This window comes from Bacillus cereus group sp. BfR-BA-01330, from assembly GCF_022663885.1.
Classification (GTDB): Bacteria; Bacillota; Bacilli; order Bacillales; family Bacillaceae_G; genus Bacillus_A; species Bacillus_A cereus.
Map to the genome: position 1 here is coordinate 756931 of NZ_JAKUGK010000001.1, position 25690 is coordinate 782620.

Consider the following 25690-nt stretch of genomic DNA (forward strand, 5'->3'; position numbering starts at 1 on the left):
ATGAGAATGGCGAATTATATAAAAGAATTACGTGAAAAAGTAGGACATGATTATGTTTTCTTAAACTTTGCCGGTGGTTGTGTATTTAATAAAGAAGGAGAAGTATTACTGCAAAAAAGAGGAGACTTTAACGCTTGGGGCTTTCCAGGTGGTGCAATGGAGATAGGAGAATCAGCTGCGGAAACTGCAATCCGGGAAATAAAAGAAGAAACCGGGTATGATGTAGAAATAAATGAGCTTATTGGAGTGTATACAAAATATTTTCAATCATATCCAAATGGAGACAAGGCCCAGTCAATTGTGATGTTCTTTTCATTCTCAATAGTTGGAGGTGACAAAAAAGTAGATGGTGATGAAACGTTGGATTTGAAGTTTTTCCCGTTAGACGACATGCCACCGTTATTTTGTAAACAACATGAAGATTGCCTGCAAGATTTATTGGAGAAAAGAGTAGGGGTATATCGTTAACATATAAAAAAGAAGCTAAATGAAGATTAGCTTCTTTTTTATGTTTAATTTATTTCCACCAATCATCAAACATTGACGCTGGTACTTGTCTTTTATGCTCACTCACTGTGTAACGTTTTTCAATTTTCTCTGCAACGTCAGCTGGAACTGCTTTACCTTCTAAATAATCATCTAATTGATCATAAGTAATACCTAACTCTGTTTCATCAGCTTGACCTGGTTTTTCATCTAATAAATCAGCTGTTGGCATTTTTAAGTACAGTCGCTCGTCTGCGCCTAACTCTTGTAATAATGCACGTCCTTGGCGCTTCGTTAATCCCGTTAATGGTAATAAATCTGCACCACCATCTCCGAATTTTGTAAAGAACCCTGTTACAGCTTCTGCAGCGTGATCTGTTCCGATAACAAGTAGCCCTTTTTGTCCACCAATTGCATATTGAGTAACCATACGGATACGTGCTTTCACGTTACCTTTATTGAAATCTGTTAATGATTCACCCAATAAGTTTTCATATTGATTTGAAAAAGCATCAACAGTTGAAGCAATATCAAATGCAACAGATTGATCTGCTTGAATGAATTGTAATGCTAATTGTGCATCATCTTCATCTTTTTGTACTTTATAAGGAAGACGCACGGCGATAAACGTTGCATTACCACCTTCGTTACGAATTTCTTCAACTGCAAGTTGTGCTAAGCGTCCTGCTAATGTAGAGTCTTGTCCGCCGCTAATACCAAGTACAAATCCTTTTGCACCTGTTTTTTTTACATAATCCTTTAGGAAATCAACTCGTTTACGAATTTCAACTTTTGGATCAATTACAGGCTGAACATGTAATGCTTTCATAATCTGTTCTTGTAATGTCATTATGTTTTCCTCCTATTCATATTAAAGCGGTAAATAAGTTTATATGTATAATGGTACATACTTCTATCCTTTATTATTTCGCAAAACTAACGAATATACAATAGGATGTGTGTATGAATATGAATGTAGTCATTATAAATAAAGTGCTACGTATAAGCAATTTTTTTAAACCTTTCAAAAATGTAAGGTTTTTGTCATTTGAATCGATGGAAGGTATTTCCGCACTTTACTAATATAAAAACATAGATAGTAGAAGGGCGGAGAAGTAATATGAACATTAGAGAACTAGCATATCGGAATGTAACCCGAAATAGACGGACATACTCAGCCTATTTTTTGAGTAGTGCATTTGCAATTATGGCCTTTTTTGTGTATTCATTTTTTGCGTTTCATCCGGCATTAAGTGCAGGAGAATTAGGTCAGTACGTATTCGTAAGTATGTCTTTTGCACAGTCTATTATTTACTTATTTACATTCTTCTTTATTTTATATTCGATGGGAATGTTTTTAAAAACGAGAAAGCGTGAACTAGGAATTTTAATGATGCTAGGTATGACGAAATATCAATTAAAGCGTCTGATCTTTTTTGAAAATATTATGATTGGAATAGGGGCAATTATTTTTGGTATTCTTTCAGGTATGTTATTTTCAGGGGTATTACTATTTGTCGCTCCGATGATATTGAAACTAGATATCTCCTTATCCTATTACATACCGATGAAAGCAATTGTTGTAACGGGTATTATGTTTTTTATTTTATTTATGATCATATCATTGTTTAGTGCAGGAATGATTCGTAAAAATAAGATTATGAAGTTGTTTAGAGGATCAGCAGAGGCGAAACCGGAACCGAAAGCATCAATCATTTCTTCAATATTAGCAGTAGTATTGCTTAGTGCTGGCTATGTAGGAGCTCTTCTATCACATGGAGCAATGGTATTTATTATGATGATTCCTGTTACAACGGTAGTTATTATCGGGACGTATTTGTTGTACAAGCAGCTGAGTGTCTTTATTATTCGATTATGTAAAAAAAGTAAACGTTTCTATTGGACACAGACTAATATTATTACGTTATCAGATTTAGCGTATCGTATGAGAGATAACGCAAGAATGTTCTTTATTGTAACCATTATTTCTACTGTAGCATTTTCCGCAATAGGGACATTAGTAGGCTTCGCATCCATGACGAAAGGGATAATGGAGAGACCAATTGCGTTTCATTACCATTCTAAGCAAGGGAATAGTAACGAATCACAACATATACAAATGATTGACAAAGGATTAAAGAAACATAATATAGCAGCTTCAAAAACTAATATTTCGACAAAGAAAACGGAGGAACAGTCGTTAAGAAGCGCCACTTTTATAAAAGAATCAGACTATAAGGAATATGCAAAGTTAACGGGAGAACCATTTAATACTGTAGCAAATAAAGAGGTTGTATTTTTGTCAGCTGATATACCAGGGCCAGCGATGAAAGAAAGAAAAGAAATTACTTTACCTAATATGAATGAAAGTTTAAAGGTGAAAAAAGTTACTTCATCTTCATTGGGGAAAATATTAAGAGGAAATGTTTATGTAATCTCTAATGATCAATATGATTCATTACAAGATGGATTTATAGAGACAAAAGATTATATGTATAAAACTGAAAGAACGAAAGATGAGATTGAAATTGGTAAAGAGCTTACGCATCAAATTAAACCGTATCAAGAATATTCAACGTTTAGTGCGGAAGAGTACGAGCAAAACCAAAGTTTACAAATTGCAGGACCGATTTTATTTGTAGGTTTCTTTATTGGTATAGTATTTTTCGTTTGCGCAGGAAGTTTCCTTTACTTCCGTTTATTCTCCGATTTGGAGGATGATGTTCGCTTGTTCGAAATGATTCGAAAAGTTGGATTGACAAGCAGGGAATTATCGAAGGTAGTTACAATTCGATTGGCGCTTTTATTCTTCGTTCCAATTGGTGTTGCAACATTACATGGGGCAGTAGCCTTAACGGCGTTAGGGCAAATGTTTGAGTACTCATTGTTTAAAGAAAATACAGTTGTATTAAGTATTTTCATAGGTATTCAAGTTGTATACTTCTTACTTATAAGATCCCGTTATGTAAAACAATTGAAAGAGAGATTACGTATGCATTAAATGTGTTTTTTTAACTCGAGTACAAAATTTTCTAAAAAGAGGCAAGTATTGCCAAAAAGTGATAAAATGGAAAAAGCGAGGTGAAAAAAATTAATAGAGAGAAAGGGGGGAGAAATATGAAAGCAACAGGAGTTATTCGAAAAGTAGACGAATTAGGACGAATTGTTATCCCTAAAGAATTACGCGATGTATTGGGAATACAAATCAAATCACCGCTTGAAATTTTTGTAGAAGCAGATAAAATCATTTTACAAAAATATCAACCTTACAATGCTTGCCAAATCACAGGTGATGTTTCAGAGCAGAACATATCATTAGCAAATGGAAATATTACTGTTGGGATAGAGGGAGCGGAATATTTAGTAAAAGAAATAGAAAAGTTTTTAAACAAGAGTGAGGTTTAGTCTTAATTTATATTATTTTTCAAATTACATATCATTCTTTTAAAAGACTGTAAGAGGACCATTAATTGGTCCTTTTATTTTGGTTATTAGTTGAATGACCCAGGCTATTATTTCCTATAAATCATAGGGGAAATACAAAAGTAGTATAGAGTTAGTAAATGATGTTGAGAAATATTTGAAAAGAAGGAAAACAAAAAGAATAAAACGAATGTTACATTTACACGTATTCAAAAGTGGTCTGAAATGAAAATAATACATTTTCAGGAGGGATTACGATGAGTAGTACAGTGAATAAACAAAAAGGTATACAATTGATTCCATTTATCGTAAATAAAGTTGTAGAACAAGTAAATGAAATTCCACCAGGTGTACAACTGATTCACGCTCCGCAAGTATGGGAAAAGAGTGTGAAGGGGCAAGATGTAGTCGTTGCCGTATTAGATACAGGGTGTGATACTAATCATATAGATTTAAAAGATCGTATTATCGGCGGAAGAAATTTCACAAAAGATTATGAAGCTGATCCAAATGTGTATCTTGATAATAACGGACATGGTACTCATGTCGCGGGGACGATTGCAGCAACTGAAAATGGTGTCGGTGTATTAGGAGTTGCACCGCTTGCTAAAATGTTAGTATTAAAAGTTTTAGCGGGAGATGGTTCTGGAAGTTACGAGCAAATTATTGAGGCAATTCATTATGCTGTAAATTGGAGAGGGCCGAATCAAGAGAAAGTGAGAATTATTTCAATGTCACTTGGTGGTCCGCAAGATGTTCCAGAATTACATGAAGCAATTCAAAAGGCGGTAAAGCAGGATGTTCTCGTCGTATGTGCTGCTGGGAATAATGGAGATTGTAATGATAATACAGAGGAACTAGATTACCCAGGTGCTTACTCGGAAGTAATTGAAGTCGGCGCTGTCAATTTAGAACGGAAAATCACATGTTTTAGTAATTCAAATCAAGAAATTGATCTAGTAGCGCCAGGTGATGAAATATTATCTACGTATCCAGATGGGAAATATGCAGTGTTAAGTGGAACTTCCATGGCGACGCCGCATGTTGCTGGAGCGCTTGCCTTGCTCATTAAACAGTGTGAGAAAGAATACGGTCGAAAGTTATCAGAGCCGGAAATATATGCACAACTTATTAAAAGAACTGTACCTTTAGGGTATGAACGTACATCCGAAGGTAATGGATTATTAGATTTATTAAAAGAATAGCCATATTAAAAAAACATCTCATATGAATATGAGATGTTTTTTTAATATGGCTCTGTCGCATGTAATACAACTTGTAATAAACCTGGGAATCTAGCATTTAAATCTTCTTCACGAATTGAAATGAAACGTTGTGTTCCTTCAAGGCGCGTGTACATAACACCTGACTCACGTAAAACTTTGAAATGGTGAGATAAAGTTGATTTTGCAACAGGGATGTTTAAAGCACCACAAGATTGTTCATTTTTCTCTAGTAACATATTTACAATTTGTAAACGAATTTGATCGCTAAGTGCATATAAGACAGAAGAAAATTGAATTTCTTCTCGATTTGGATGATAGAGTGTACGCATATTTCACCTACTTGTATAAGTTAAGATATTTGCACTATAACATATAAAGTGGTATATTTCTATTGTTCGAATATGTTCGAATAATAGAAATATAGGGGGAGAAAAAATGAAGTATACAAAATTGCAAAAGGCAGGATTAAATATTTCAAAGTTGGGTTTAGGTACAAATGCAGTAGGGGGACATAATTTATATGCTAATGTGAATGAAGAAGAAGGAAAGCGATTAGTAGAAGAAGCTATTCAGCAAGGGATTACATTTTTTGATACAGCAGATTCATATGGTTTCGGTAGATCAGAGGAATTAGTAGGAGAAGTATTAAAGGGAAAACGTCATGAGTTTATACTTGCTACAAAAGGTGGAATTCAACCGTTGTTAAATGGAGAAACTTATATTAACAATGAACCAAGTTATTTAAGGAATGCTGTGGAAAATAGCTTAAGAAGATTACAGACTGAATATATTGATTTATATTATTTACACTTTACAAATCCTGAAACAAGTTACATAGATTCAATCGGAGAGCTTACTCATTTAAAAGAAGAAGGGAAAATTCGTTCAATTGGAATATCGAACGTAAACATAGAACAATTAAAAGAGGCGAATCAACATGGTCATATAGATGTTGTACAATCTCCATACAATATGTTAGAACGTACAGCTGAGGAAGAACTGTTGCCGTATTGTATAGAAGCGGGTATTTCATTTATTCCATATGGGCCTCTTGCTTTTGGAATATTAGGCGGAAAATATACAGAAGATTTTAAATTAAATGAAGTCGATTGGCGTCAAAATGTAAATCTATTTGAAGAAAATACATATAAGAGTAATTTTAAGAAAGTGAATAAGTTAAAAGGGCTAGCTAAAGAAAATGATATTGAAGTGTCTCATTTAGCGTTAGCATGGTTATTAAATAAAGAAGGAATTGATACTGTTATACCTGGTGGAAAGCGGGCAGAGCAGGTAAGAGAAAGTGTGAAAGCGGTAGACGTTGCATTGAATGAAAGAGTCATGAAAGAAATCCAATCTATTTTAGAAGATTAGTTAAACAGAGGGAGAGTACCCTCTGTTTATATAAGGAGAAGGTCTAAATGAACAGAGTACTAGCTGTATTTTTTATGATAATGTTTATGATCGGTACAGATACTTTCTTAATTTCACCACTGTTGCCGACATTGCAACAGGTGTATCATGTTTCAACTGAGTTGTCAGGATGGATGGTGAGTTCGTATGCTTTAGGGTATGCTGGATTTGCGCTTATTGCTGGTCCTATATCAGATGGATTAAACAGAAAAAAAGTGATGGTACTAGGTATGAGTTTTTTTGCAATAAGTACGTTTTTGTGTGGAATTGCACCGAGTTTTTTATGGATGCTAACATTTAGATTTTTAGCAGGTGTAAGTGCAGCTTTTGTATCTCCACAAGTGTGGGCATCTATTCCGCTCCTTATAGAGAAGAAGCAAATTGTGAAAGCAATTGGGGTTGCAACAGCAGGGTTATCAATCTCTCAAATTTTAGGGCTACCACTGGGAGCTTATTTAGCAACGATACATTATACAATCCCATTCTATTTCATTGGTATATTATCAGCACTACTTGTCATTCTTATTTATGTTGTATTACCAGAAATACAGTCGGTTCATATAGGTGGAAATAAAAAAGCGATTTTACAGCGTTATAAACAATTACTTACAGATTCAAAGGTTTCACTTTCTTATTTTGCATACTTTGTTTTTCAAACCGGAAATTTTGCTGCATTTTCATTTTTTGGTGTATGGCTTTCCATTCAATTTGGCTTACAAGTTCATGAAGTAGGTACAGCTATGCTCGTATTAGGGTTAGGAAATTTAACTGGTAATATTTTTGGTCCTAGAATCGTAAATAAAATTGGTTATAACCTTTCTTTCTATGGTGGAATTATATTTACAGCAGTGCTATATGTATTACTTCCACATGTAAAGAACATTGTATTGGTGGAGTTATCGTTCTTTGCTTTGTTTTTTTGGACAGGAATTTTGTTTGTATTAATGATGAGGCACTTACAAAACATATCTAGTGCAGCAAGAGGAACAGGAGCCGCGCTTGCAAATGCTTCTATGTATATTGGTCAAATGATTGGTGCGGCAATAGCAGGAATGTTATTTGCAGTATCTCACAATTTTATACTTATAGGTAGTTTTACTGCGTTACTATATATAGGAGCTTTATTTTTGTTTAGAAAAAGTGAAAAACTTACTGAAAGTAGTGAAACAGGAATTGCATCATAAAGCTTGTATAAATATTTCGCAAATCAGAATTAATAAGAGTGTGAATACATGAATGTGCTTTTAATTAAAGTAGTTACTAAAAGTATAGAAATAGTAGAAGAAATGTATTGTAACAAAGTTATGAGGAATCAAAAAATAAAAATCCCTATAAAGATAGGGATTTATATATCGGCATATAGTTCCTTGGAAAAGGATATACTTAGTTTAGCATATCGGACTACTTATATTTGTGAAATAGATGTGAAAGTAATGTGAAAAATGCCGAAGGAAAAAACTATTTAAATAGAGGGCAATTTAGATGGGGATATGGATTTTACATAAATGTTGTATTATATTTCTACTTATCTGTTAATAATTACATATTTTAATTTTATTGGGGATAAAAGGGAGAGGTTTAAATGCAATGGTATTTGAAAGCTCTAAAGAATTATAGGAATTTTAGTGGTAGAGCTACGCGAAAAGAGTACTGGATTTTTAGTTTATCCAATATCGTAATTTTTTGGCTACTGTTATTTTTATCATCATTTTCAGAGGTGTTAGTTGCTATTATTGCGTTGCTATTTATGTTAGTAATGATTATACCAAGTTTTTCGGTTGGTGCACGACGATTACATGATATTGGGAAAACGGGATGGTGGCAACTATTAAATTTTGTACCGTTTGGTAGCGTTGTTTTACTTGTATTTTTTATCATTGAAAGTGAAGAAAATGACAATCAATACGGACCAAATCCGCATTCAGATTTAAAAGAAGCGATTTAATAAACTTATTTAGTTTGTAGCATTACTAGTTCAATTATTTTATCTATTATTAAAATGGTTTGCGTGGGCTAATATTATTAGGTTGATCTTTAGGTCTAGATGACTTTTGAAACTGTAAAAATGGAAAGATAAAGGCGGAGAGAATATAGCATGGAAAGAAAAAAATTCTAAATAAAAAGCACTGTTTTAGCTAATGTAGCTAAAACAGTGCTTTTCTCTTTGATTGAACAGTTGCAGCATTTTCATCATGTATACCTGCATCTTTAATAATTCGTTGTTTTGCTTTATTTAATAGATGGTTTACTGCTTCACCAAAATAGTTAGCTTCGCTTTTTGTGCGGGCTTCTCGTAAACATTTATAGTTTTCTAGCAGTTCCTCTTTTTCGGAGTTTGTTAAGAAATCTTCTATTTTCTTTTTTGTCATACGAAACACCCTTTCTCCTGACAAACGACGCAATAGAAAATATTTATTTCTCATTATAACAATAATTTTAAAAGAAAGTATACACTAACGTCGCAATAATTTGTCAATTTCTTGAATCTTCTCATCAGCTTTCCCAATTTGCGTATTTTTAGCCTGTTCGCCACCAAGAGCTTGATGTAGTAAGAAAGTTTGGCCAGAAATAGCAGTTACAATGGATACTTTTATAATTTCTTTTATCGCGGTGACATCGAATAAAACGAGCCCAAGAAGTGCGGCTAGGCTACCAGTAAAAATATCAGTTAAAAATCCAAAATGAAAAAATGTTTTCAAACGGCGTGGAAGCAATAACTTACCTTGGTTATTGATTAGATGGGAAACGAAGCCGGTAATGCCACCAACGAGAACAGCGGTTAGCCATTGATACATTTCCATCGAATCCACTCCTTTTAGTGAATAAGATTCGATTATTTTATATTGATTCCTTTTAATATTTCATATAAGCATATTGAGAAAGTTTGTTTGGGTATATTTTGTATTCAATTTAATTATAACAGAAAATTTCGAAAGGTTTCAGTCTATTATATGAATCATTTTTACAATAATATGAATGCAGAAAGGGGTGCGTGATATGAAGATAGATTATCGAATAAGAAGTGTAGATGGTTATACAAAAAATATAGGGGAATTAGTAAGCATGCTGGAGCATACGAGGGCTGTAACATTAGGCGAAGTAAAAAATTTATCAGTTGAGCAATTAGATTTAATTATGCAGAGCAGCGGAAATTCAATTGGCGCCCTATTAAAGCATATAGCAGCTATTGAAAAAGTTCATCAGCTTATTTCATTTCAAAATCGTGACTTTACAAAAGAAGAATTAGAAATATGGGAAGATGCACTGTATTTAGGGGAAGCAGGTAGAGCGATCCGTGGTCATGAAATACAGTATTATGTACAACTTCTACAAAGTGTTCGAGAAGAATCTCTGAAGTATTTAAGTGAACAAAGTGATGAGTGGCTCATGTCAGAAAGAAAGTGGCCTAACGGTGTAATATATAACCAGCACTATCTTTGGTATCATGTGCTAGAAGATGAAATTAGTCACCGAGGACAAATTAGAATGCTCAAAAGAAAGTTGTTTGAAAATTACGTTAAATAATGTGGCTTTTTATAGGAGAATTCCATATAATGAGAGTAATTAAAAGAAGAACGGGGTGATGTATTATGGCGAAAATAACTTATATGAATAATAAACCAAATACAAAGGTGGATGGAAAGGGCGAGACTATATAAGTGAGCGCACGATCCTTCCGCTTAGCTTACACTAGGGAGGATATCAATTTGAATCAAAATATTTTAGAATCGTTCGGCTGGGATTCTTTTTTTGAGGAACAAGCTGTTGAGAACTTTGAAGTAGGACGAATTTTACTCGAGCATAAGCATATATATCGAATTATTTGTAATGATGGTGAGTATATGGCAGAACTGTCTGGGAAGTTTCGGCATGAAGCAGTTACGAAAGGCGATTATCCAGCAGTTGGTGATTGGGTGTATATAAAGAAAATAGAAGATGAAAAGAAAGCGATTATTCATCGTATTTTCCAGCGAAGAAGCTCTTTCTCAAGACAAGAGGCTGGAACAAGAACAGAAGAACAGATTATAGCAGCAAATGTAGATTATTTATTTTTAGTGAATGCACTTAATCATGATTTTAATGTTAGAAGGATGGAACGTTATTTATTATTAGCGTATGAAAGTGGCGCTATGCCAGTTATTGTTTTAACAAAGAGTAGTATATGTAATGATATAGAACAAAAAATTGTAGAAACGGAAGCTATAGCAATTGGTGTTCCTATTTTTGTTGTTGATAGTTTAGAGCATACAGGTATTGATTCGTTGAAACAATTCGTTTCTTCAGGGAAAACAATTGCTTTAGTTGGGTCATCAGGGGTAGGAAAGTCAACTTTGTTAAATGCGCTAATAGGAATTGAGGTAGCAAAAACGGGAGATATACGTGAGGAGGATAGTAGGGGAAGGCATACGACAACGCATCGAGAGTTATTTCAATTGCCAAGTGGCGCTCTCGTAATTGATACTCCCGGTATGAGGGAATTGCAACTTTGGGAAGGAAGCGAAGCGATTCAAACAACATTCTCTGATATTGAAGAACTTGCGACAACATGCCGTTTCCGTGATTGTAAGCATGAGAATGAACCAGGGTGCGCGGTGTATAGTGCAATTGAAAACGGACTTATTACGATAGATCGTTTGAAAAGCTATAAAAAATTACAAAGAGAACTGGCGTATTTTATAAGAAAACAAGATGCAATCCTTGCCAGAGCAGAGCGTGATAAGTGGAAAAAACTTTCTAAACAACATAAAAAAATGTAAAAACCAAAGGGTGCCCCTTTGGTTTTTTCTATTTGTAAATTTTATAATAATATTATTTATATATATAGACAAAGGGAAATTAATTGTTTAAACTTTACAAAGTATTCATCATAATAGGTTATGAAAATAATAATTAGGGATTGGGAAATATTCATAATTAACTCAATTTAACTTTTAAATTTGAAAATTAGGAGGTTCATAATGGGTAAACTATTAAATTTGTTTCGTGATATGAAAGTAGCAAAAAAGCTATTAATTTCATTCTTTGTAATTTTAATTGCGGCTGTGTCTATTATCGGAGGCATGTCTTATCAAACAGCCAAAAAGAATTTTGAATCGCAAATTAAGAGTAGTGCCAACGACAATATAAAAATACTGGATAATTTAATCAATCAAATGATTGATGCAAAATTTAATGATGTGAATAATTTTGCACGGGTGATTCAGGGGAATATGTATCAAGGAGATAATCAGGATGAATTAAGAAAAATGTTATCTCAATATATAAATTTAAATAAAGATATTGAACAAGTATATGTTGCCGGAAATGATAAAAAATTTGTACAAGAACCAAATATACAAATGGCAGCAGACTATGATCCAACAGAGCGTTCTTGGTATAAAGATGCAGTTGCAAAACAAGGTGGTATTGTTGTTACTGAGCCATATAAGGCAAAAGGAAATGGACATATTGTCGTAACAATCGCAAAACAAACAGAAGATAAAAATGGAGTTGTTGCGCTAGATTTAAGTTTAGATAATTTATTAAAAACATCAAAGTTAATTAATATTGGTAAAAAAGGATATGCCTTCATTTTAGATGGAAAGCAAAAAATAATTGCTCATCCACAAGAAAAATCAGGGGAAAAAGCGGCTGATTCTTGGGCAAAGAAAATTTATGAAGATAATCACGGTGCTTTTTCATATTCTTATGGCGGTAGTGAAAAGAATATGGTATTTGCTACAAATGTAAAAACAGGTTGGAAAATTGGTGGGACGATGTACTCAAGTGAAGTAATTGAAGCTGCTCAACCTGTATTTTATAATATGTTAATTGTTATGCTTATCTCATTAGTAGTAGGCGGGGCACTTATTTATTTTGTAACACTTTCAATTACGAAGCCTTTAAAGAGATTAGTTGTTACCTCTAAAGAAATAAGCGAAGGGGATTTAACGCAAACAATTGAAATTCATTCTAATGATGAAATCGGCCAACTTGCTAAAGGCTTTAATGAGATGACGAATTCGTTACGGACGTTAATTGGAAGAATTAACGATTCAGCTGGGCATGTTGCAGCGGCATCAGAAGAGCTAACTGCAAGTGTAAGGCAAGCGAGTGAAGCGACTGAGCAAATCACAATCGCAATGGATGAAATATCAAGTGGGGCAACGACGCAAACAACAAGCGTAGAAAATGGCGCTATGTTACTGTTTGATGTAACGGAAGGAATTCAACATGTAGCAAATAGTTCATCATCTATTAATACGGCTTCTGCACATACTCGTGAAAAAGCAGAAGATGGTGGGAAACTAGTAGGAAGAACAGTAAACCAGATGCAGTCTATTGCAGAATCGGTTTCACAATCAGATGCAGTTATACAATTACTAAATAATAAATCAAAACAAATTGGTGATATTTTAGAAGTAATTCAAAATATTGCAGATCAAACAAACCTTCTAGCTCTAAATGCGGCGATTGAAGCCGCAAGAGCCGGTGAGCATGGAAGAGGTTTCGCAATTGTTGCAGATGAAGTGCGTAAATTGGCAGAGCAGTCTAGCGTATCTTCTAGTGAAATTAGTAAATTAATATGTGAAATACAAGATGATATGGGTAAGACAGTCAAATCTATGAATCATGTAAATGAGGAAGTTCAATCTGGACTTGTTATCGCAAATGAAACGAAGCAAAACTTTGCTGAAATCTTACAATCTACAAATGAAATAGCTAATCAAATTAAGACGATGGTTGAAACGGCTAATGGAATGTCAAAAGGGGCAAATGAAGTATCTATTTCGGTAGGACAAATTGCAATGACAGCACAAAATAATGCGACAAGCACACAAAATGTTGCGGCTTCAGCTGAAGAACAGCTAGCTTCGATGGAGGAAATTGGATCTGCAGCAGGCACGCTATCTCAAATGGCTGAAGAGTTGCAAGGACTAATTGACAGATTTAAAGTCTAATAGAGAACAGACTATCCCCTAGTAGGGTAGTCTGTTTTATTGTGTAAAATCAAATGGAGATGTAAACTTCCTTTATGACGTTTAAAATGGTATTTTGCATAATGTTTGTCGAAAAATAGAGGTATTTGTTAGCTTTGTGTATAATTATTAACGTATAGAATACAAATAAAAGGAGAGTATTATGGGAGTGTATTGGGGGACAAAAAGACATTCTTGGCTTAGTTACGTCTCATTTTGGCTAAGTATTTCATTTTTTATTGTTTTTCTAATTGAAGTGTTTATATTAAAAACACTTTCGAATAGCTCGGTGCAAATTGTTAAATATTTTTATTTTATATTTGTACCAGTAAATATTTTTCTTAGTTTAAAGTTACTATTTAAGAAGAATGAAAAGAAAGCGTTACCTATTTTTAGTTTCATTGTCTCATTATTATTTGCAATTTTAATAATCGTATTAGTTTTAGCAGCTATAGGGAAGGTCTTTTGAGGGGAGTGGTATAAGTCACTCTCCTTTTTTATTTGTGGTAGTCTTACTATATATAAAAGTGTGAATGCTGTGAGCTAATAAAAGCAGAGAGTAGACAATATTTGCATGGATTAAAGTCTGTCGTTATTTGAACTTGTAAGAGTGTATGGAGTAATGAGGTAATATACATAATAATGGAGATAGAATTAGTTATTTTATAAGTATGTATGAAGCAAATGAATACGGTAAGAACGTTGATATATGGTACAATAGCTATGGATAGTGATAGAGATAAAGGGTATATAAAATACTCATCGTTTTTTAGTAAGAGAGGGGTTATCTTATGCTATACGAGGATTTGGAGACATTATTTCAAACAGCTCCGAAAGAAGATAGAGGCGGATGGAAATATATAATCCAAGAACAAAATAATACATTTAAAATTGTTGATGAAATACTGAAAAATCAAATGAGTGTCGAATTATATTTTAATGAATACGATGAGGTGAAAATCACTTTATATAAAGATGGAATTCCCATTACAACTATGCAAAGAATTGCGATTTCAAAAGTTGAATTAGACGAAGATGAAGAAGGTATTCAATTTGTTTTAGAGCGCATGCCTAGTCGAATGATTCGGTTGCAGTTAAAGCCATATTTAGCATTAGAAATGGGACCGTACTGGGAAGTATGTGATGATTGTGAATGAGCATAAAAAAGCATCCAATAACATGGATGCTTTTTTATGTTTTTTGAAGTTGTTTAAACGCAATGATTGGCAGTATAACAATACTTACCCATCCGATGATAGGATATAGAATGTGAAGTAAGTCACTGTAACCGATGTAGCTAAAGCAATAACTAATTAGTAAAATGAAGAAAATAATATTGTTATTTTTCCACCCAGTAATAGATTGCATCTGTTTTGTCATTCCGAACACATTACCAACTAAAGTTGTGAAAACTTCACCGAAAATAATGAGAACGAAAAAGAAGTGAAAAGTTGCATTAAATCTTCTTATGACTTCAGCCATTGGGATGTTATATTGGTAAAATTGATCGACTGATAAGATTGCTAAATGGCTGCATAATAAAATTAAAGAAAGTCCAGCACCACCCAAAATCCCACCCCAAAAAATAGCTTTTCGATCTCTTACTTCACTGGCTAATGGGACGAGAACACTTTGGGCGAGAGAAAGATTTAAGGCGACATATGTAATAGGGCTAGTAATCCATTTCATATTCCAGTTCTCTGCAGGAATAGTGTTATTAATGGAAGGTGTACCGTGAAAAAAGGTTGTAATAGCAAGTCCGATAATAAAAATCATCATAATAGGTACGACAAGTGTATTTACTTCAAAAACACCTTGTAATCCGCGGCTACTTATAATAAGACAAGCGATAACTGTAATAAGAATACCGAGTTGTCTTGGTAAGCGAAGTTGCTCTTCAAATACTGCACCAGCCCCTGATAACATAACGCTCGTTACGCCGAATAAAACGAGTAATAATAATGTGTTTACAACATTCCCAAATACATCCCCAAATAAATATTTGTTAAATTCTTGCGCTGAAAATGCCCCGATTTGTGATGAAAGTAACATCATCTTTGTGCCAAGCCAAATAAAAAAAAATCCACTTACACATATGCCAATTGTCCCGTATAATCCATTCACTGTGAAAAATTCAACAATTTCTCGTCCAGTAGCAAATCCAGCTCCAACGACAGTTCCGATATAAGTAGCGGCTACTTTCTTTGCTACTTGCCATTGTTGATTGTCCATGTTATCCCTCTTTCTACTATGATGAGCTTGATGTACTATTATGCATATGTATGAGCTTGGACAATTAGACGTATGAAGTGTTTGAAAAAATACATGAATTTAATGATATTAGGGAAGCATTAAAGGTGTTAAAACTTTGTTACATATAAGCCAATTGTTCGAAAGGAAAGGGAATGTATGGTAAAATGTAATTAGGTTATTAAAAGATAAACATTACAAAATGATAAGAGGAGTGATTGTATGAGTACGAAAACAAATGTTGTTGAAGTATTAAACAAGCAGGTAGCAAACTGGAATGTGTTATATGTTAAACTACATAATTATCACTGGTATGTGACAGGGCCACACTTCTTTACATTACATGAGAAATTTGAAGAGTTTTATAATGAGGCTGGAACGTATATTGATGAGTTAGCAGAACGTATTTTAGCTTTAGAAGGTAAACCATTAGCGACAATGAAAGAATATCTCGCAACATCTAGTGTCAGCGAAGGGACAAGCAAAGAATCTGCAGAAGAAATGGTGCAAACATTAGTGAATGATTATTCTGCACTTATTCAAGAATTAAAAGAAGGTATGGAAGTTGCAGGTGAAGCTGGTGATGAAACATCAGCTGACATGCTGTTAGCAATTCATACAACATTAGAACAGCATGTATGGATGCTAAGTGCATTCTTAAAATAACGATAAATATAATAGAAACCCATTGAAAAATTATTTCAATGGGTTTTTTTATGATTTTTCAGTTTTCTTTTATGCTATAATATAGTAAAAAGGAGGCGATGCGATGTTTCGCTTTTTCAGAACTGGAAAAGAAGAGCGGGAAATTACGAAAGATGAATTAGAACAAGCGATGGCTCAGTTTTTAGAAACGAATGCTAATATCGTTTATACAGTATTAGTAAATGAAGATTATACAGTAAATTATGATTTGTTAAAACCGTATTTACCTGCATTTCCAACAAATGATTTTCTCATAACGAAGGAAACGCTTGAGGTATTTGAACATACAGCAGAAAATTTAAGCCTAGTGAAAGAAATTGATGTCGTACAAAAAGCAGTAGACCAATACGTAACAGAAAAAGAAATGTTCCCAATTGTTGAAGGTAGCGAAGATCGCCTCATATGCGGAATGAAGCTAGGACCTTACTTAAATCGTAGCTTAAAAAGAGACTTATATATTTCAGAAAAACATTATTTAGTTTCAAGTAAACCAGATAGAAAAAAACAAAAGAGCGGGTAGATGTAATGAAAACAACAATACATATATTGTTGTCTTTTTTTGTTTGTTAAAATATTGATTTTTCAGTCTATTATTATTTATACTAAATGTATTGGACAGGGAAGAGTAACTATTAAGCATCATTTTGAGAATAAGGTATTGTTAGCGTGGGTTATACAAAGTGGTATAAAGATTCGCAAAAAATATTATAAAAGGTTTCGGGGGAATTGGTACATGAAAAATAGCATGACTTACATTCAATTATTAAATGAAACGTTACGTTGTTATGCAAATAAAGGAAGTTTTGAAGCGTACAATTATATAATGGAAAACGCTACAGGTGTAATAGGGAATGAGGCGCAAATATATAATTTTAAGTATGCACTCGCAAGTGCATCGGGACTTGAAAAAGAAGCATTACATTTAATGAGAGAGGCCATTATAGAAAAGGGATTCTGGTATGGAAATGAGTATTTAATTTCCGACGAAGATTTAAAATCACTACATAAATTTGAAGAATTTCATACAATGGTGCAATTATGTAAAGAAAGAGAAGAATTAGCACATAAAAAGGAAAGACCAGATGTGAAATATATATACAGCAAGAAAGAAGGAAATCTACTACTTACATTGCACGGTGACCAAGAAAATATTCAAATAGTAGAGCCATATTGGAAATCAGTTTTGACACAAGATTACACGTTAGCTTTACCACAGTCTTCACAAATTCAGTTTTCAGATGGATTTGTTTGGGATGATATAGAGAGAGGGAAAGAAGAATTAAAAGGGCATTACAATAAGTTTATAGAAAACCATACAGTAGAAAATGTAATCATTGGTGGTTTTTCTGCAGGGGCAAGAGTAGCTTTATATACGATTTTGCAAAAAGATATAGAGGTTGATGGTTTTGTTTTTATGGCACCATGGCTTCCCGAGATTGAAGAATGGGATGAGTTGCTAAGAGTGCTGCAGGATAAACATATAAAAGGATATATAGTATGCGGGGATCAAGATGCAGATTGTTTCGAATCCACGCAGCAATTTGTACAACTATTAAGAGAGAAGAATATAGAACATAAGTATAAAGTTGTGCCTGACTTAGATCATGATTATCCTATTAACTTTGAAGAGCTATTAAAAGAAGCTATTGAATATATAGGAAATGAAAACAATAAGTAGTAAGAAAAAGAGATGCATCATATGTGATGCATCTCTTTTTAGAATTATAAATTAAAAGCATTTGCTAATAAGCGATAAGACTTTAATTTATGTTCAAATTGATGAGTAATCGTGACAATCATAAATTCGTCAGTATTGTATGCTTTGCTTAAGTTTATTATTTTTTCTTTTACAGAAGACGGATCACCAACAATCATACGTTGACGATTTTCTTTTATACGGAATAAATCATAAGCGCTGTATGAATAATTTTGAGCAGTTTCAATAGAAGGTGTACCAGTAGTTCGTTTTCCTTGCTCTAATAATAAGATTGATAAATCTAAACTAGAAGCAATTTTTTTCGCTTCTTCATTTGTTTCTCCGCATATAACAAAAATGGCAACGATTGAATTAGGCTTATCTCCTAAAAATGAAGGCTGATATTGTTCTTGGTAAGCCCTCATAACTTCAGGGCCTCCGAAGCCATTAATAAATTGCGCAAATGCGAAAGAAGCTCCGTTGTTTGCAGCAATTTTAGCGCTCTCTCCGCTAGAACCGAGCATCCACATTTCAGGAGACGTTGGGATAACTGGAGTGGCTTTTAAGTTTGCATAGTGATGGTTTTCTGGTACTTGATCATGTAAGTACATTGCAACATCTGCAATTTGTTCTGGATATTGATCAAGTGAGACCATTTTCCCTTCTTGAAGTGCGCGAGTTGCTATTGGCATACCACCAGGAGCTCTACCAACACCGAGATCGATACGATTTGGATACAGTGCTTCTAAAACGCGGAAATTCTCAGCGACTTTATATGGGCTATAATGCGGTAACATAACACCACCTGAACCGACTCTAATACGGTCCGTTTTCGCGGCAATATGAGAAATAAGTATTTCTGGACTTGAACCAGCTAAGCTTACGGAATTATGATGTTCGGATACCCAAAAACGTGTGAATCCGAGTTTTTCAACTTCTTGTGCAAGCGTAACTGTATGTGAAAAAGCTTGGGCTGCTGTGCTACCATCTGAAATAGGTGATTGGTCTAATACACTTAACTTGATCATAGAATATACCTCTCAATCTTAATGTACATCCTATTATATATTTACTTATGAAAAATGCGTAGTGAAATGCTCAAAATGAAAAGTGGATAATCCTATTTCCGCTTTTAACGAGAAAATCCGCGTTCATAATGATTCATTTCGACCAGATTTAAAATATATTCATAGTTGTCAATTTCACATTTTAGCTGTTCACGTTCTTTTTCAGATAGTGTCATATTGCTAAGTTTTTTACATAAGTTTTGTTTCTTTAATTCTAAATGCTTTTTTGTAGCGTGGTAATCATAAGTATGTTTCATTTTTTAGTCACTCCTTCGTTGCGGTTGTTATATTATACGAGGCATAAAGAAATATGAAATCTGTCTCTTATGTACTTTTAGTGAATATTCAAATTGCAATGGTGTTATGTTTATGGGGATCTATGAATAAAATGCACTAAACCACTAACGTCTATTTGATGAAGTAAGGGGTGGAATTGTGCAGAAAGATATAATGTATAACACTGAAATGGATGAAGCGTTAAAAGTTATAGATAAAGGATTGAAGAAGACGATAAGTCCAAAACAAATTATTATTGTGGGAGCTGGTATGGCTGGATTAGTTTCAGCATCTTTATTAAAGGCTGCAGGACATGATGTGAAAATTTTTGAAGCAAACAACCGGGTAGGTGGCCGTATAGAGACAGTTAGAATGGAAGATACCGGATTATATTTAGATGTTGGAGCAATGAGAATTCCGTATACACATACATTAACGATGGCATATATAAGAAAGTTTGGGCTACAGGTGAGTCCTTTTATTAATAGGAATGAGACGGATATTATCTATGTAAATGGACGGAAAACGACGTTGAAACAATATGAAAAGGATCCGAGTATTTTAAGGTATCCTGTGGAAATGAACGAAGTGGGAAAAACGTCTGAAGAACTATTGTTACTAGCAGTACAGCCGATAATAAATTTTATTAAAAGAAATCCAGAGAAAAATTGGGATGTTGTAGTGAAGGATTTTGGGAGATATTCCACAGGACAATTTTTGAAGTATCATCCTTATCAGTATAATACTTACTTTTCGCCAGTAACAATTGAGATGATCGGTGTTCTATTAGATCTAGAAGGTTTTTTAGAACGGTCGTTTGTAGAGACTTTACGCTTTCTATACATTATGCAAGAGGAGAGCGGATTTTGTGAAATTGTGGGCGGGAATGATAGATTACCAAAGTCATTTTTACCGCAATTAGAAGAAAATATTATATATAATCAAAAATTAATGAAGTTACATCAACACGATAATGGTGTGACAGCTTTCTATCGGAACGAGGAAACTTTTGAATATAGCAGTATTACAGGAGATTTAGTTATTGTTACCATTCCGTTTTCGACAATGCGTTTTGTAGAAGTAGATCCGTTTGATTCTATATCTCATGAAAAATGGAAAGCAATTCGTGAATTACATTATATGCCTGCGACGAAAATAGGAATTCAATTTAAAAGCCGATTTTGGGAAGAACAAGGACAATTAGGTGGCAGAATTATAACAGATTTGCCAATTCGTTATGCCTATTATCCAAGTTATGGAATTGGTGAGAAAGGACCGGCTATGATGTTAGGTAGCTATACATGGTCTTATGACGCGTTGTTATGGGATGGTTTATCAAAAGGTGATCGTATTTATTACGCATTACACAACTTAGCAACAATATTAGGTGGTCAAGTGTATGATGAGTTTATATCTGGAATATCAAAAAGCTGGACATTGGATCCGTATGCGCTTGGAGGATTTGCACTTTTTCAAGCAGGTCAAGAATCTGAGCTGCAACCAGCGATTGTCAAACCAGAGGGGAGAATATTCTTCGCTGGAGATCATACAACGCTATATCACGGATGGATTCAAGGTGCGATTGAATCTGGAATTCGTGTAGCGGCGGAAGTGAATGAGTAAAAGGCTTTTAATTCAGAAAATTCTTTACTATATAACTTGAGATGGATATTATTATATATAAAAGAAATATAGGGAGTGTTTACAGTGAATCCGTTATTATTCGATTTTCCTTCTGAATTTTATACTGACAGGCTTTTTATTCGAATGCCGAAACCAGGAGATGGTAAAGTTGTATATGATGCAATTCAGGCTTCAATAGAAGAACTAAAACCTTGGATGGTGTTTGCACAAAAAGAGCAAACAGAGCAAGAAGTAGAAGAAAGTATTAGAAAATCACATATTCAATTTTTGCAACGTGAGGATTTAAGATTACTAGTATTTTCGAAAGAAACAGGTGAATTTATTGCTTCAGCCGGATTGCATCGTATTAATTGGGATATACCTCAATTTGAAATCGGATATTGGATTGATACAAGGTTTAGCGGAAAAGGCTATATGGTAGAGGCTGCGAAAGGTATAACGGATTACGCTTTTTCTGAATTGAAAGCAAACCGTGTAGAAATTCGTTGTGATTCTTTAAATAAGAAGAGTAGAGCGATACCTGAGAAATTAGGTTTTAAGTTAGAAGGTACGTTAGAAAGTGCGAGTGTTGCGGTAGATGGAAACGGATTAAGGGATATGTGTGTATTTGCCATGACTAGAAATACATATGAAAAAGAAGAGCTGTAAGAAAATAGCTCTTCTTTTTATGCATTATGGTACAGGATGTCCATTAGAGCTTTCGAAAATTGTAAACCATTGTTGACGGTCTAAGTTAACTTTTGTAGCAAGAGCGGCAGTTTTTACGCGATCTAATTTACCAGAGCCAACGATTGGCATCATATTAGCTGGATGAGCAAGTAACCAAGCATACATAACCGTATCGATATTAGAAACACCTAGCTCAGTAGCAACTTTTTGCACAGTTTCGCGTACACGTACAGCACGTTCTGATTGACCAGTAAAGATCTCACCACCAGCAAGAGGTGACCAAATCATTGGATTGATTCGTTTTTCTTGGCATAAGTCAATTGTTCCTTTTTCAAAATGCTCAAGCTGCAATGCAGAAACTTCAATTTGGTTCGTAATAAGTGGAAAATCTAAGTACGAATTTAACATATTAAATTGTGAAGGTAAGAAGTTAGATACACCGAAGTGACGAACTTTTCCTTCTTGTTTTAATTGTGAAAAGGCTTTTGCCACTTCATTTGGATCCATAAAAGGATCGGGACGATGAATAAGTAATACGTCAATATAATCTGTATGTAAATTTTTAAGTGATGCTTCTACACTTTGCATAATATGCTCTGCACTAGTATTGTAGTGAGCCACATATCGCTCTGGAAATTTCGGTGATGGGGGAGCGATTCCACACTTTGTAATAATTTGCATGTTTTCTCGTAAGGAAGGCTTTAATTGTAAAGCTTCTCCAAACAATCCTTCACACGTATATCCGCCGTAAATGTCAGCGTGATCAAAAGTAGTAATTCCCATATCCATACAATCTTCAATGAAAGAAAGTAATTCTTGTTTCGTCATATTCCATTCTGCTAAACGCCAAAATCCTTGAATAATACGAGAGAATTCTAGCGTTTCATTCATTTGAACTCGTTCCATTATAAGTACCCCCTTGATGAATAATTATTATTTTGAAAAGGCTTTCTTACTACGTATTATTATATAGTTTGGGGGGTGTACATACAATAAATATGTTTTGCTAAAAAAATGATTTTCTCTATATGCTATAATGTAGAAACATATAGCTATAAGGAGATGTAAGGAATGATTCCAGTAACAATATTAACTGGTTTTCTTGGATCAGGGAAAACGACTTTATTAAATCGTATTTTATCAGAAAATCACGGTAAGAAATTAGCAGTGATTGTAAATGAAATAGGGCAAATTGGCATTGATAATCAGTTGATTATGAATGTGGAAGAAGAAATTATGGAAATGACAAATGGCTGTTTATGCTGTACTGTACGTGAAGATTTACTCGTTGCTTTAAAACAGTTACTGGACGTAAAAGCGGAAGGGAAAATGGATTTTGATGGTTTAGTAATTGAAACGACTGGCCTTGCAAATCCAGGCCCGATTATTCAAACATTCTTTTTAGATCCAGTCATTCAATCTGCTTACCAAATTAACGGTGTTGTAACGGTAGTAGATAGTTATCATATACATAAACATTTTGAAAAAGGATTAGAAGCAAAAGAGCAAATTGCGTTTGCTGATGTCGTTTTAGTAAATAAATTAGATTTAATTGAAGAGAATGAGAAAGAAAATCTCTTGCATGAAATTCAAGGAATTAACCCGACTGCAAGGTTAATTGAGGCGACTAACTGTGAGGTAGATATACCATCTTTATTACAAATCCAAACGTTTAAAACGAAAGATACGTTGCAAATTTACCCTCATAAAGAACATAACCACTTAGAAGGTGTGAAATCATTTGTATTACGTGAAGAACGTCCGCTGGATTTACAAAAGCTTAATGAGTGGATGTCAGCTGTCGTTCAAGAGCTAGGGGAATATTTATATCGTTACAAAGGAATTTTATCGATAGATGGAGTAGATAAACGTATCGTTTTCCAAGGTGTACATACGTTATTTGCTGCTTCGTACGATAGAGAGTGGCAAGAGGGAGAAGAGCGAGTAAGTGAAGTAGTTTTTATCGGAAGAGATATTAATAAAGAGTGGTTCCAAGAACATTTCGAGGAGTGTGTGAAATAAGTCTGCGTAAATTGCAGGCTTATTTTTTTATGAGCATTCTATTAGATTGTAGAACAGAATTAAATAAGGAAAAGAAACTAAAAAATGATAACTGTATAATAAAAAGCCTGTTTTCACAGGCTTGTATTTTCGTCTATTAGTAACTCCATTACAACACCTACAACTGGACCTTCATCATCAATATCCCCATTTAAGCGGAAACCAAATGATTCATACAGTCCCATTGCAAGTTTGTTGTCTGGATGTAAACTTAAGTAAATTATTTTGCATTCAAATTTTTCTTGTAAGAATTGAATGAGTAAGCGAAGGAAACGTTTTGCGTATCCTTTTCCTTGATATTGTTGGTCAATCATAAAGCGATCGAGCCATACACTTTTATGTTTTACTGAATACCATCCATACATTGCGTATCCTACAAGTGTTTCTCCATCATATAAACCTACTGACGTTCCGTTTCCTTCATATAATGATTCTGCTAAAGAAAACGCGTTACTTTCAATAAATTGTTGCTGATCTTTTGCGACGTCTAAAGCAACTACTGAACGCCAATTTTTTGCTGTTACTTCACAAATGTGAAGATTCATAATTCCAACTCACCTTCTAAATTAATATAGCTTTCAAGCTAATATGGATAATTTTACTTGTTATTTTGGTCAAGTCAAGGATAAATACATAAAAAGGCAGCTGAATAACAGATTCAGCTGCCTAGAAAATATAATGGATTAGTTTGTTGCTTCTTTCAATGTATTTACGTTTTCTTCCATTAAAGTGAAGTAATCTTTATTATTTTTTGCATCATCTTCAGAAATAGTAGCTAAGTGATTTAAGCGTAAAACTTTTGTACCAGTTTCTTTTTGAATTACGGATGCTACTTTTGGAGTAGAGAACGTTTCGAATAAAATATATTTTAGATTATGTTCTTTTACTGTTTTTGTAATGTCAGCAAGCTGCTTTTGAGATGGTTCATCAGAAGCTGAAATTCCAGCGATAGGAATTTGTTTTAGGCCGTATCGTTGTTCCCAGTAACCATAGGCAGCATGAGAAACTAAAATTTCTTTCGTTTTTGCGTTCGCTACAGCTGCCTTAAATTGATCGTCTAAATCAGTAAATTTAGTTTGAAGTGCTGCAAAGTTTTTTTCGAATTCTTTTTTATGTTCAGGTTGTAATTCTACAAGTGCATTTTTAATTTTTTCTGCCTGTTTCATTGCTAGAGTAGGATCTAACCAAACATGTGGGTCTTTATCGTGATGATGTTCATCTTCTTTATGGCCATCTCCATGATCATGATGCTCTTCTTCAGTAGAAGCACGAAGCTCAATACCTTTAGATGCATTTACAATTTTAACATTTTCTTTTTGTAATGTTTTTTCCATTTTTTCAGCAAATGGTTCTAATTCAGCGCCGTTATAAACAAATAAATCGGCTTTTGCAACTTGTACTGTTTGTTTTTGACTTGGTTCAAATGTATGTGAATCTGCACCAGGTGGGTAAATTGCTTCAACATTTACATAGTCGCCACCAATTTTCTTTGCGAAATCAGCAAGTGGGAAAATCGTTGTATAAACTGTTAGCTTTCCATCTTTCTTGGCATTACTTTCTTTTTTATTTGAGCAGCCAGCGAAAATTAAGGTAAAAATAAGTAAGAATGAAAATATAGTCAATCTTTTAGGCATGAAGTTCTCCTCTTTTCTTTTTTACGGATATATTTTCCCCAATTATAGAAGAAAAATATCATTTTAATACAAAACGGAATAATTACGTTTTAGTTTGCGAACTTAGTATAATACATCTTTAATAAAGTTGCAATAAATAATAATCATTCCGATTTGTTTTTGTTATAAAGTTGTCAAATATAGG

29 protein-coding genes are annotated in these 25690 nt (G+C 33.9%); 19 read left to right on the forward strand and 10 right to left on the reverse strand.

Going from position 1 to position 25690, the window contains the following annotated elements:
- Positions 1-6: 6 nt before the first annotated feature.
- Positions 7-468: an NUDIX hydrolase gene (locus tag MR112_RS03855; protein WP_000024999.1), complete on the forward strand. Its 462-nt coding sequence runs from the start codon at positions 7-9 to the stop codon at positions 466-468.
- A 49-nt stretch (positions 469-517) separates the two neighbouring features.
- Here MR112_RS03855 and nadE read toward each other — a convergent pair whose 3' ends face one another.
- Positions 518-1336, reverse strand: coding sequence for an ammonia-dependent NAD(+) synthetase (gene nadE / locus MR112_RS03860; RefSeq protein ID WP_000174901.1), 819 nt, complete (start codon positions 1334-1336; stop codon positions 518-520).
- A 270-nt stretch (positions 1337-1606) separates the two neighbouring features.
- Between nadE and MR112_RS03865 the strand changes: the two genes are divergently transcribed.
- The 3 genes from MR112_RS03865 to MR112_RS03875 all read left to right on the forward strand — a co-directional run bounded on the left by MR112_RS03865 (position 1607) and on the right by MR112_RS03875 (position 5114).
- Positions 1607-3487 (forward strand): FtsX-like permease family protein, encoded by a 1881-nt coding sequence (locus MR112_RS03865; protein WP_001025988.1) that lies wholly within the window; start codon positions 1607-1609, stop codon positions 3485-3487.
- A gap of 116 nt (positions 3488-3603) precedes the next feature.
- Positions 3604-3891: an AbrB/MazE/SpoVT family DNA-binding domain-containing protein gene (locus MR112_RS03870; RefSeq protein ID WP_000648324.1), complete on the forward strand. Its 288-nt coding sequence runs from the start codon at positions 3604-3606 to the stop codon at positions 3889-3891.
- Between the two features lie 275 nt (positions 3892-4166).
- Positions 4167-5114 carry a serine protease gene (locus MR112_RS03875; protein ID WP_000099746.1) on the forward strand — a complete coding sequence of 316 codons (948 nt, stop codon included), beginning with the start codon at positions 4167-4169 and terminating at the stop codon, positions 5112-5114.
- A 41-nt stretch (positions 5115-5155) separates the two neighbouring features.
- Here the strand turns inward: MR112_RS03875 and MR112_RS03880 are convergent, their stop codons facing one another.
- Positions 5156-5464 carry an ArsR/SmtB family transcription factor gene (locus tag MR112_RS03880; protein ID WP_001259906.1) on the reverse strand — a complete coding sequence of 103 codons (309 nt, stop codon included), beginning with the start codon at positions 5462-5464 and terminating at the stop codon, positions 5156-5158.
- Positions 5465-5570: 106 nt separating this feature from the next.
- Here MR112_RS03880 and MR112_RS03885 point away from each other — a divergent pair, with 106 nt between their 5' ends.
- The 4 genes from MR112_RS03885 to MR112_RS03895 all read left to right on the forward strand — a co-directional run bounded on the left by MR112_RS03885 (position 5571) and on the right by MR112_RS03895 (position 8490).
- The gene (locus MR112_RS03885; protein ID WP_016122346.1) at positions 5571-6506 is read left to right on the forward strand and encodes an aldo/keto reductase; all 936 of its coding nucleotides are present in this window, start codon (positions 5571-5573) and stop codon (positions 6504-6506) included.
- Between the two features lie 47 nt (positions 6507-6553).
- Positions 6554-7729: an MFS transporter gene (locus tag MR112_RS03890; RefSeq protein ID WP_048655667.1), complete on the forward strand. Its 1176-nt coding sequence runs from the start codon at positions 6554-6556 to the stop codon at positions 7727-7729.
- A 48-nt stretch (positions 7730-7777) separates the two neighbouring features.
- Positions 7778-7984 carry a hypothetical protein gene (locus MR112_RS28855; RefSeq protein ID WP_001101741.1) on the forward strand — a complete coding sequence of 69 codons (207 nt, stop codon included), beginning with the start codon at positions 7778-7780 and terminating at the stop codon, positions 7982-7984.
- Between the two features lie 143 nt (positions 7985-8127).
- Complete coding sequence (locus tag MR112_RS03895) at positions 8128-8490, forward strand: DUF805 domain-containing protein (protein ID WP_242244790.1); 363 nt, start codon at positions 8128-8130, stop codon at positions 8488-8490.
- A gap of 199 nt (positions 8491-8689) precedes the next feature.
- On the opposite strand, the gene MR112_RS03900 is transcribed toward MR112_RS03895, so the two are convergent.
- Both MR112_RS03900 and MR112_RS03905 read right to left on the reverse strand, forming a co-directional pair.
- On the reverse strand, positions 8690-8914 hold the full coding sequence (locus tag MR112_RS03900; RefSeq protein WP_000162602.1) for a hypothetical protein: 225 nt from the start codon (positions 8912-8914) through the stop codon (positions 8690-8692).
- Between the two features lie 84 nt (positions 8915-8998).
- The gene (locus MR112_RS03905) at positions 8999-9346 is read right to left on the reverse strand and encodes a DUF4257 domain-containing protein (RefSeq protein WP_000426317.1); all 348 of its coding nucleotides are present in this window, start codon (positions 9344-9346) and stop codon (positions 8999-9001) included.
- Between the two features lie 196 nt (positions 9347-9542).
- Here MR112_RS03905 and MR112_RS03910 point away from each other — a divergent pair, with 196 nt between their 5' ends.
- The 5 genes from MR112_RS03910 (at position 9543) to MR112_RS03930 (ending at position 14661) form a co-directional block, all read left to right on the forward strand.
- Positions 9543-10070: a DinB family protein gene (locus MR112_RS03910; protein ID WP_000687338.1), complete on the forward strand. Its 528-nt coding sequence runs from the start codon at positions 9543-9545 to the stop codon at positions 10068-10070.
- Between the two features lie 182 nt (positions 10071-10252).
- Entirely contained in the window at positions 10253-11302 is a 1050-nt protein-coding gene (rsgA, locus tag MR112_RS03915; protein WP_001073050.1) for a ribosome small subunit-dependent GTPase A, read from the forward strand.
- Positions 11303-11503: 201 nt separating this feature from the next.
- On the forward strand, positions 11504-13486 hold the full coding sequence (locus tag MR112_RS03920) for a HAMP domain-containing methyl-accepting chemotaxis protein (protein WP_000517284.1): 1983 nt from the start codon (positions 11504-11506) through the stop codon (positions 13484-13486).
- Positions 13487-13667: 181 nt separating this feature from the next.
- A complete protein-coding gene (locus tag MR112_RS03925) occupies positions 13668-13973 on the forward strand; it encodes a hypothetical protein (RefSeq protein WP_000539569.1) in 306 nt (101 codons plus the stop codon).
- Positions 13974-14295: 322 nt separating this feature from the next.
- On the forward strand, positions 14296-14661 hold the full coding sequence (locus tag MR112_RS03930; protein WP_000965068.1) for a DUF3979 family protein: 366 nt from the start codon (positions 14296-14298) through the stop codon (positions 14659-14661).
- 34 nt (positions 14662-14695) lie between these two features.
- On the opposite strand, the gene MR112_RS03935 is transcribed toward MR112_RS03930, so the two are convergent.
- Positions 14696-15736 (reverse strand): YkvI family membrane protein, encoded by a 1041-nt coding sequence (locus MR112_RS03935; RefSeq protein ID WP_000370205.1) that lies wholly within the window; start codon positions 15734-15736, stop codon positions 14696-14698.
- A gap of 240 nt (positions 15737-15976) precedes the next feature.
- Here MR112_RS03935 and MR112_RS03940 point away from each other — a divergent pair, with 240 nt between their 5' ends.
- From MR112_RS03940 to MR112_RS03950, 3 genes are all read left to right on the forward strand, one after another.
- Complete coding sequence (locus tag MR112_RS03940; RefSeq protein WP_000105199.1) at positions 15977-16420, forward strand: Dps family protein; 444 nt, start codon at positions 15977-15979, stop codon at positions 16418-16420.
- A 103-nt stretch (positions 16421-16523) separates the two neighbouring features.
- Complete coding sequence (locus tag MR112_RS03945; protein WP_000488210.1) at positions 16524-16979, forward strand: DUF3939 domain-containing protein; 456 nt, start codon at positions 16524-16526, stop codon at positions 16977-16979.
- A 213-nt stretch (positions 16980-17192) separates the two neighbouring features.
- Entirely contained in the window at positions 17193-18137 is a 945-nt protein-coding gene (locus MR112_RS03950; protein WP_242244791.1) for an alpha/beta hydrolase, read from the forward strand.
- A 44-nt stretch (positions 18138-18181) separates the two neighbouring features.
- On the opposite strand, the gene MR112_RS03955 is transcribed toward MR112_RS03950, so the two are convergent.
- Together MR112_RS03955 and MR112_RS03960 are read right to left on the reverse strand one after the other, a co-directional pair.
- Complete coding sequence (locus tag MR112_RS03955) at positions 18182-19183, reverse strand: LLM class flavin-dependent oxidoreductase (protein ID WP_226368369.1); 1002 nt, start codon at positions 19181-19183, stop codon at positions 18182-18184.
- A gap of 104 nt (positions 19184-19287) precedes the next feature.
- Positions 19288-19479 (reverse strand): DUF3896 domain-containing protein, encoded by a 192-nt coding sequence (locus MR112_RS03960; protein ID WP_000683366.1) that lies wholly within the window; start codon positions 19477-19479, stop codon positions 19288-19290.
- A gap of 178 nt (positions 19480-19657) precedes the next feature.
- Between MR112_RS03960 and MR112_RS03965 the strand changes: the two genes are divergently transcribed.
- Together MR112_RS03965 and MR112_RS03970 are read left to right on the forward strand one after the other, a co-directional pair.
- Positions 19658-21121: a flavin monoamine oxidase family protein gene (locus tag MR112_RS03965; RefSeq protein WP_025687611.1), complete on the forward strand. Its 1464-nt coding sequence runs from the start codon at positions 19658-19660 to the stop codon at positions 21119-21121.
- Between the two features lie 84 nt (positions 21122-21205).
- A complete protein-coding gene (locus MR112_RS03970) occupies positions 21206-21790 on the forward strand; it encodes a GNAT family N-acetyltransferase (protein WP_001068736.1) in 585 nt (194 codons plus the stop codon).
- Between the two features lie 24 nt (positions 21791-21814).
- On the opposite strand, the gene MR112_RS03975 is transcribed toward MR112_RS03970, so the two are convergent.
- On the reverse strand, positions 21815-22717 hold the full coding sequence (locus tag MR112_RS03975) for an aldo/keto reductase (RefSeq protein WP_242244792.1): 903 nt from the start codon (positions 22715-22717) through the stop codon (positions 21815-21817).
- A 165-nt stretch (positions 22718-22882) separates the two neighbouring features.
- Between MR112_RS03975 and MR112_RS03980 the strand changes: the two genes are divergently transcribed.
- Positions 22883-23833, forward strand: coding sequence for a CobW family GTP-binding protein (locus tag MR112_RS03980; RefSeq protein ID WP_078186767.1), 951 nt, complete (start codon positions 22883-22885; stop codon positions 23831-23833).
- Between the two features lie 113 nt (positions 23834-23946).
- Here MR112_RS03980 and MR112_RS03985 read toward each other — a convergent pair whose 3' ends face one another.
- Positions 23947-24417, reverse strand: coding sequence for a GNAT family N-acetyltransferase (locus MR112_RS03985; RefSeq protein ID WP_001048677.1), 471 nt, complete (start codon positions 24415-24417; stop codon positions 23947-23949).
- A 138-nt stretch (positions 24418-24555) separates the two neighbouring features.
- Positions 24556-25506, reverse strand: coding sequence for a metal ABC transporter substrate-binding protein (locus MR112_RS03990; RefSeq protein WP_001126150.1), 951 nt, complete (start codon positions 25504-25506; stop codon positions 24556-24558).
- Positions 25507-25690: the final 184 nt, after the last annotated feature.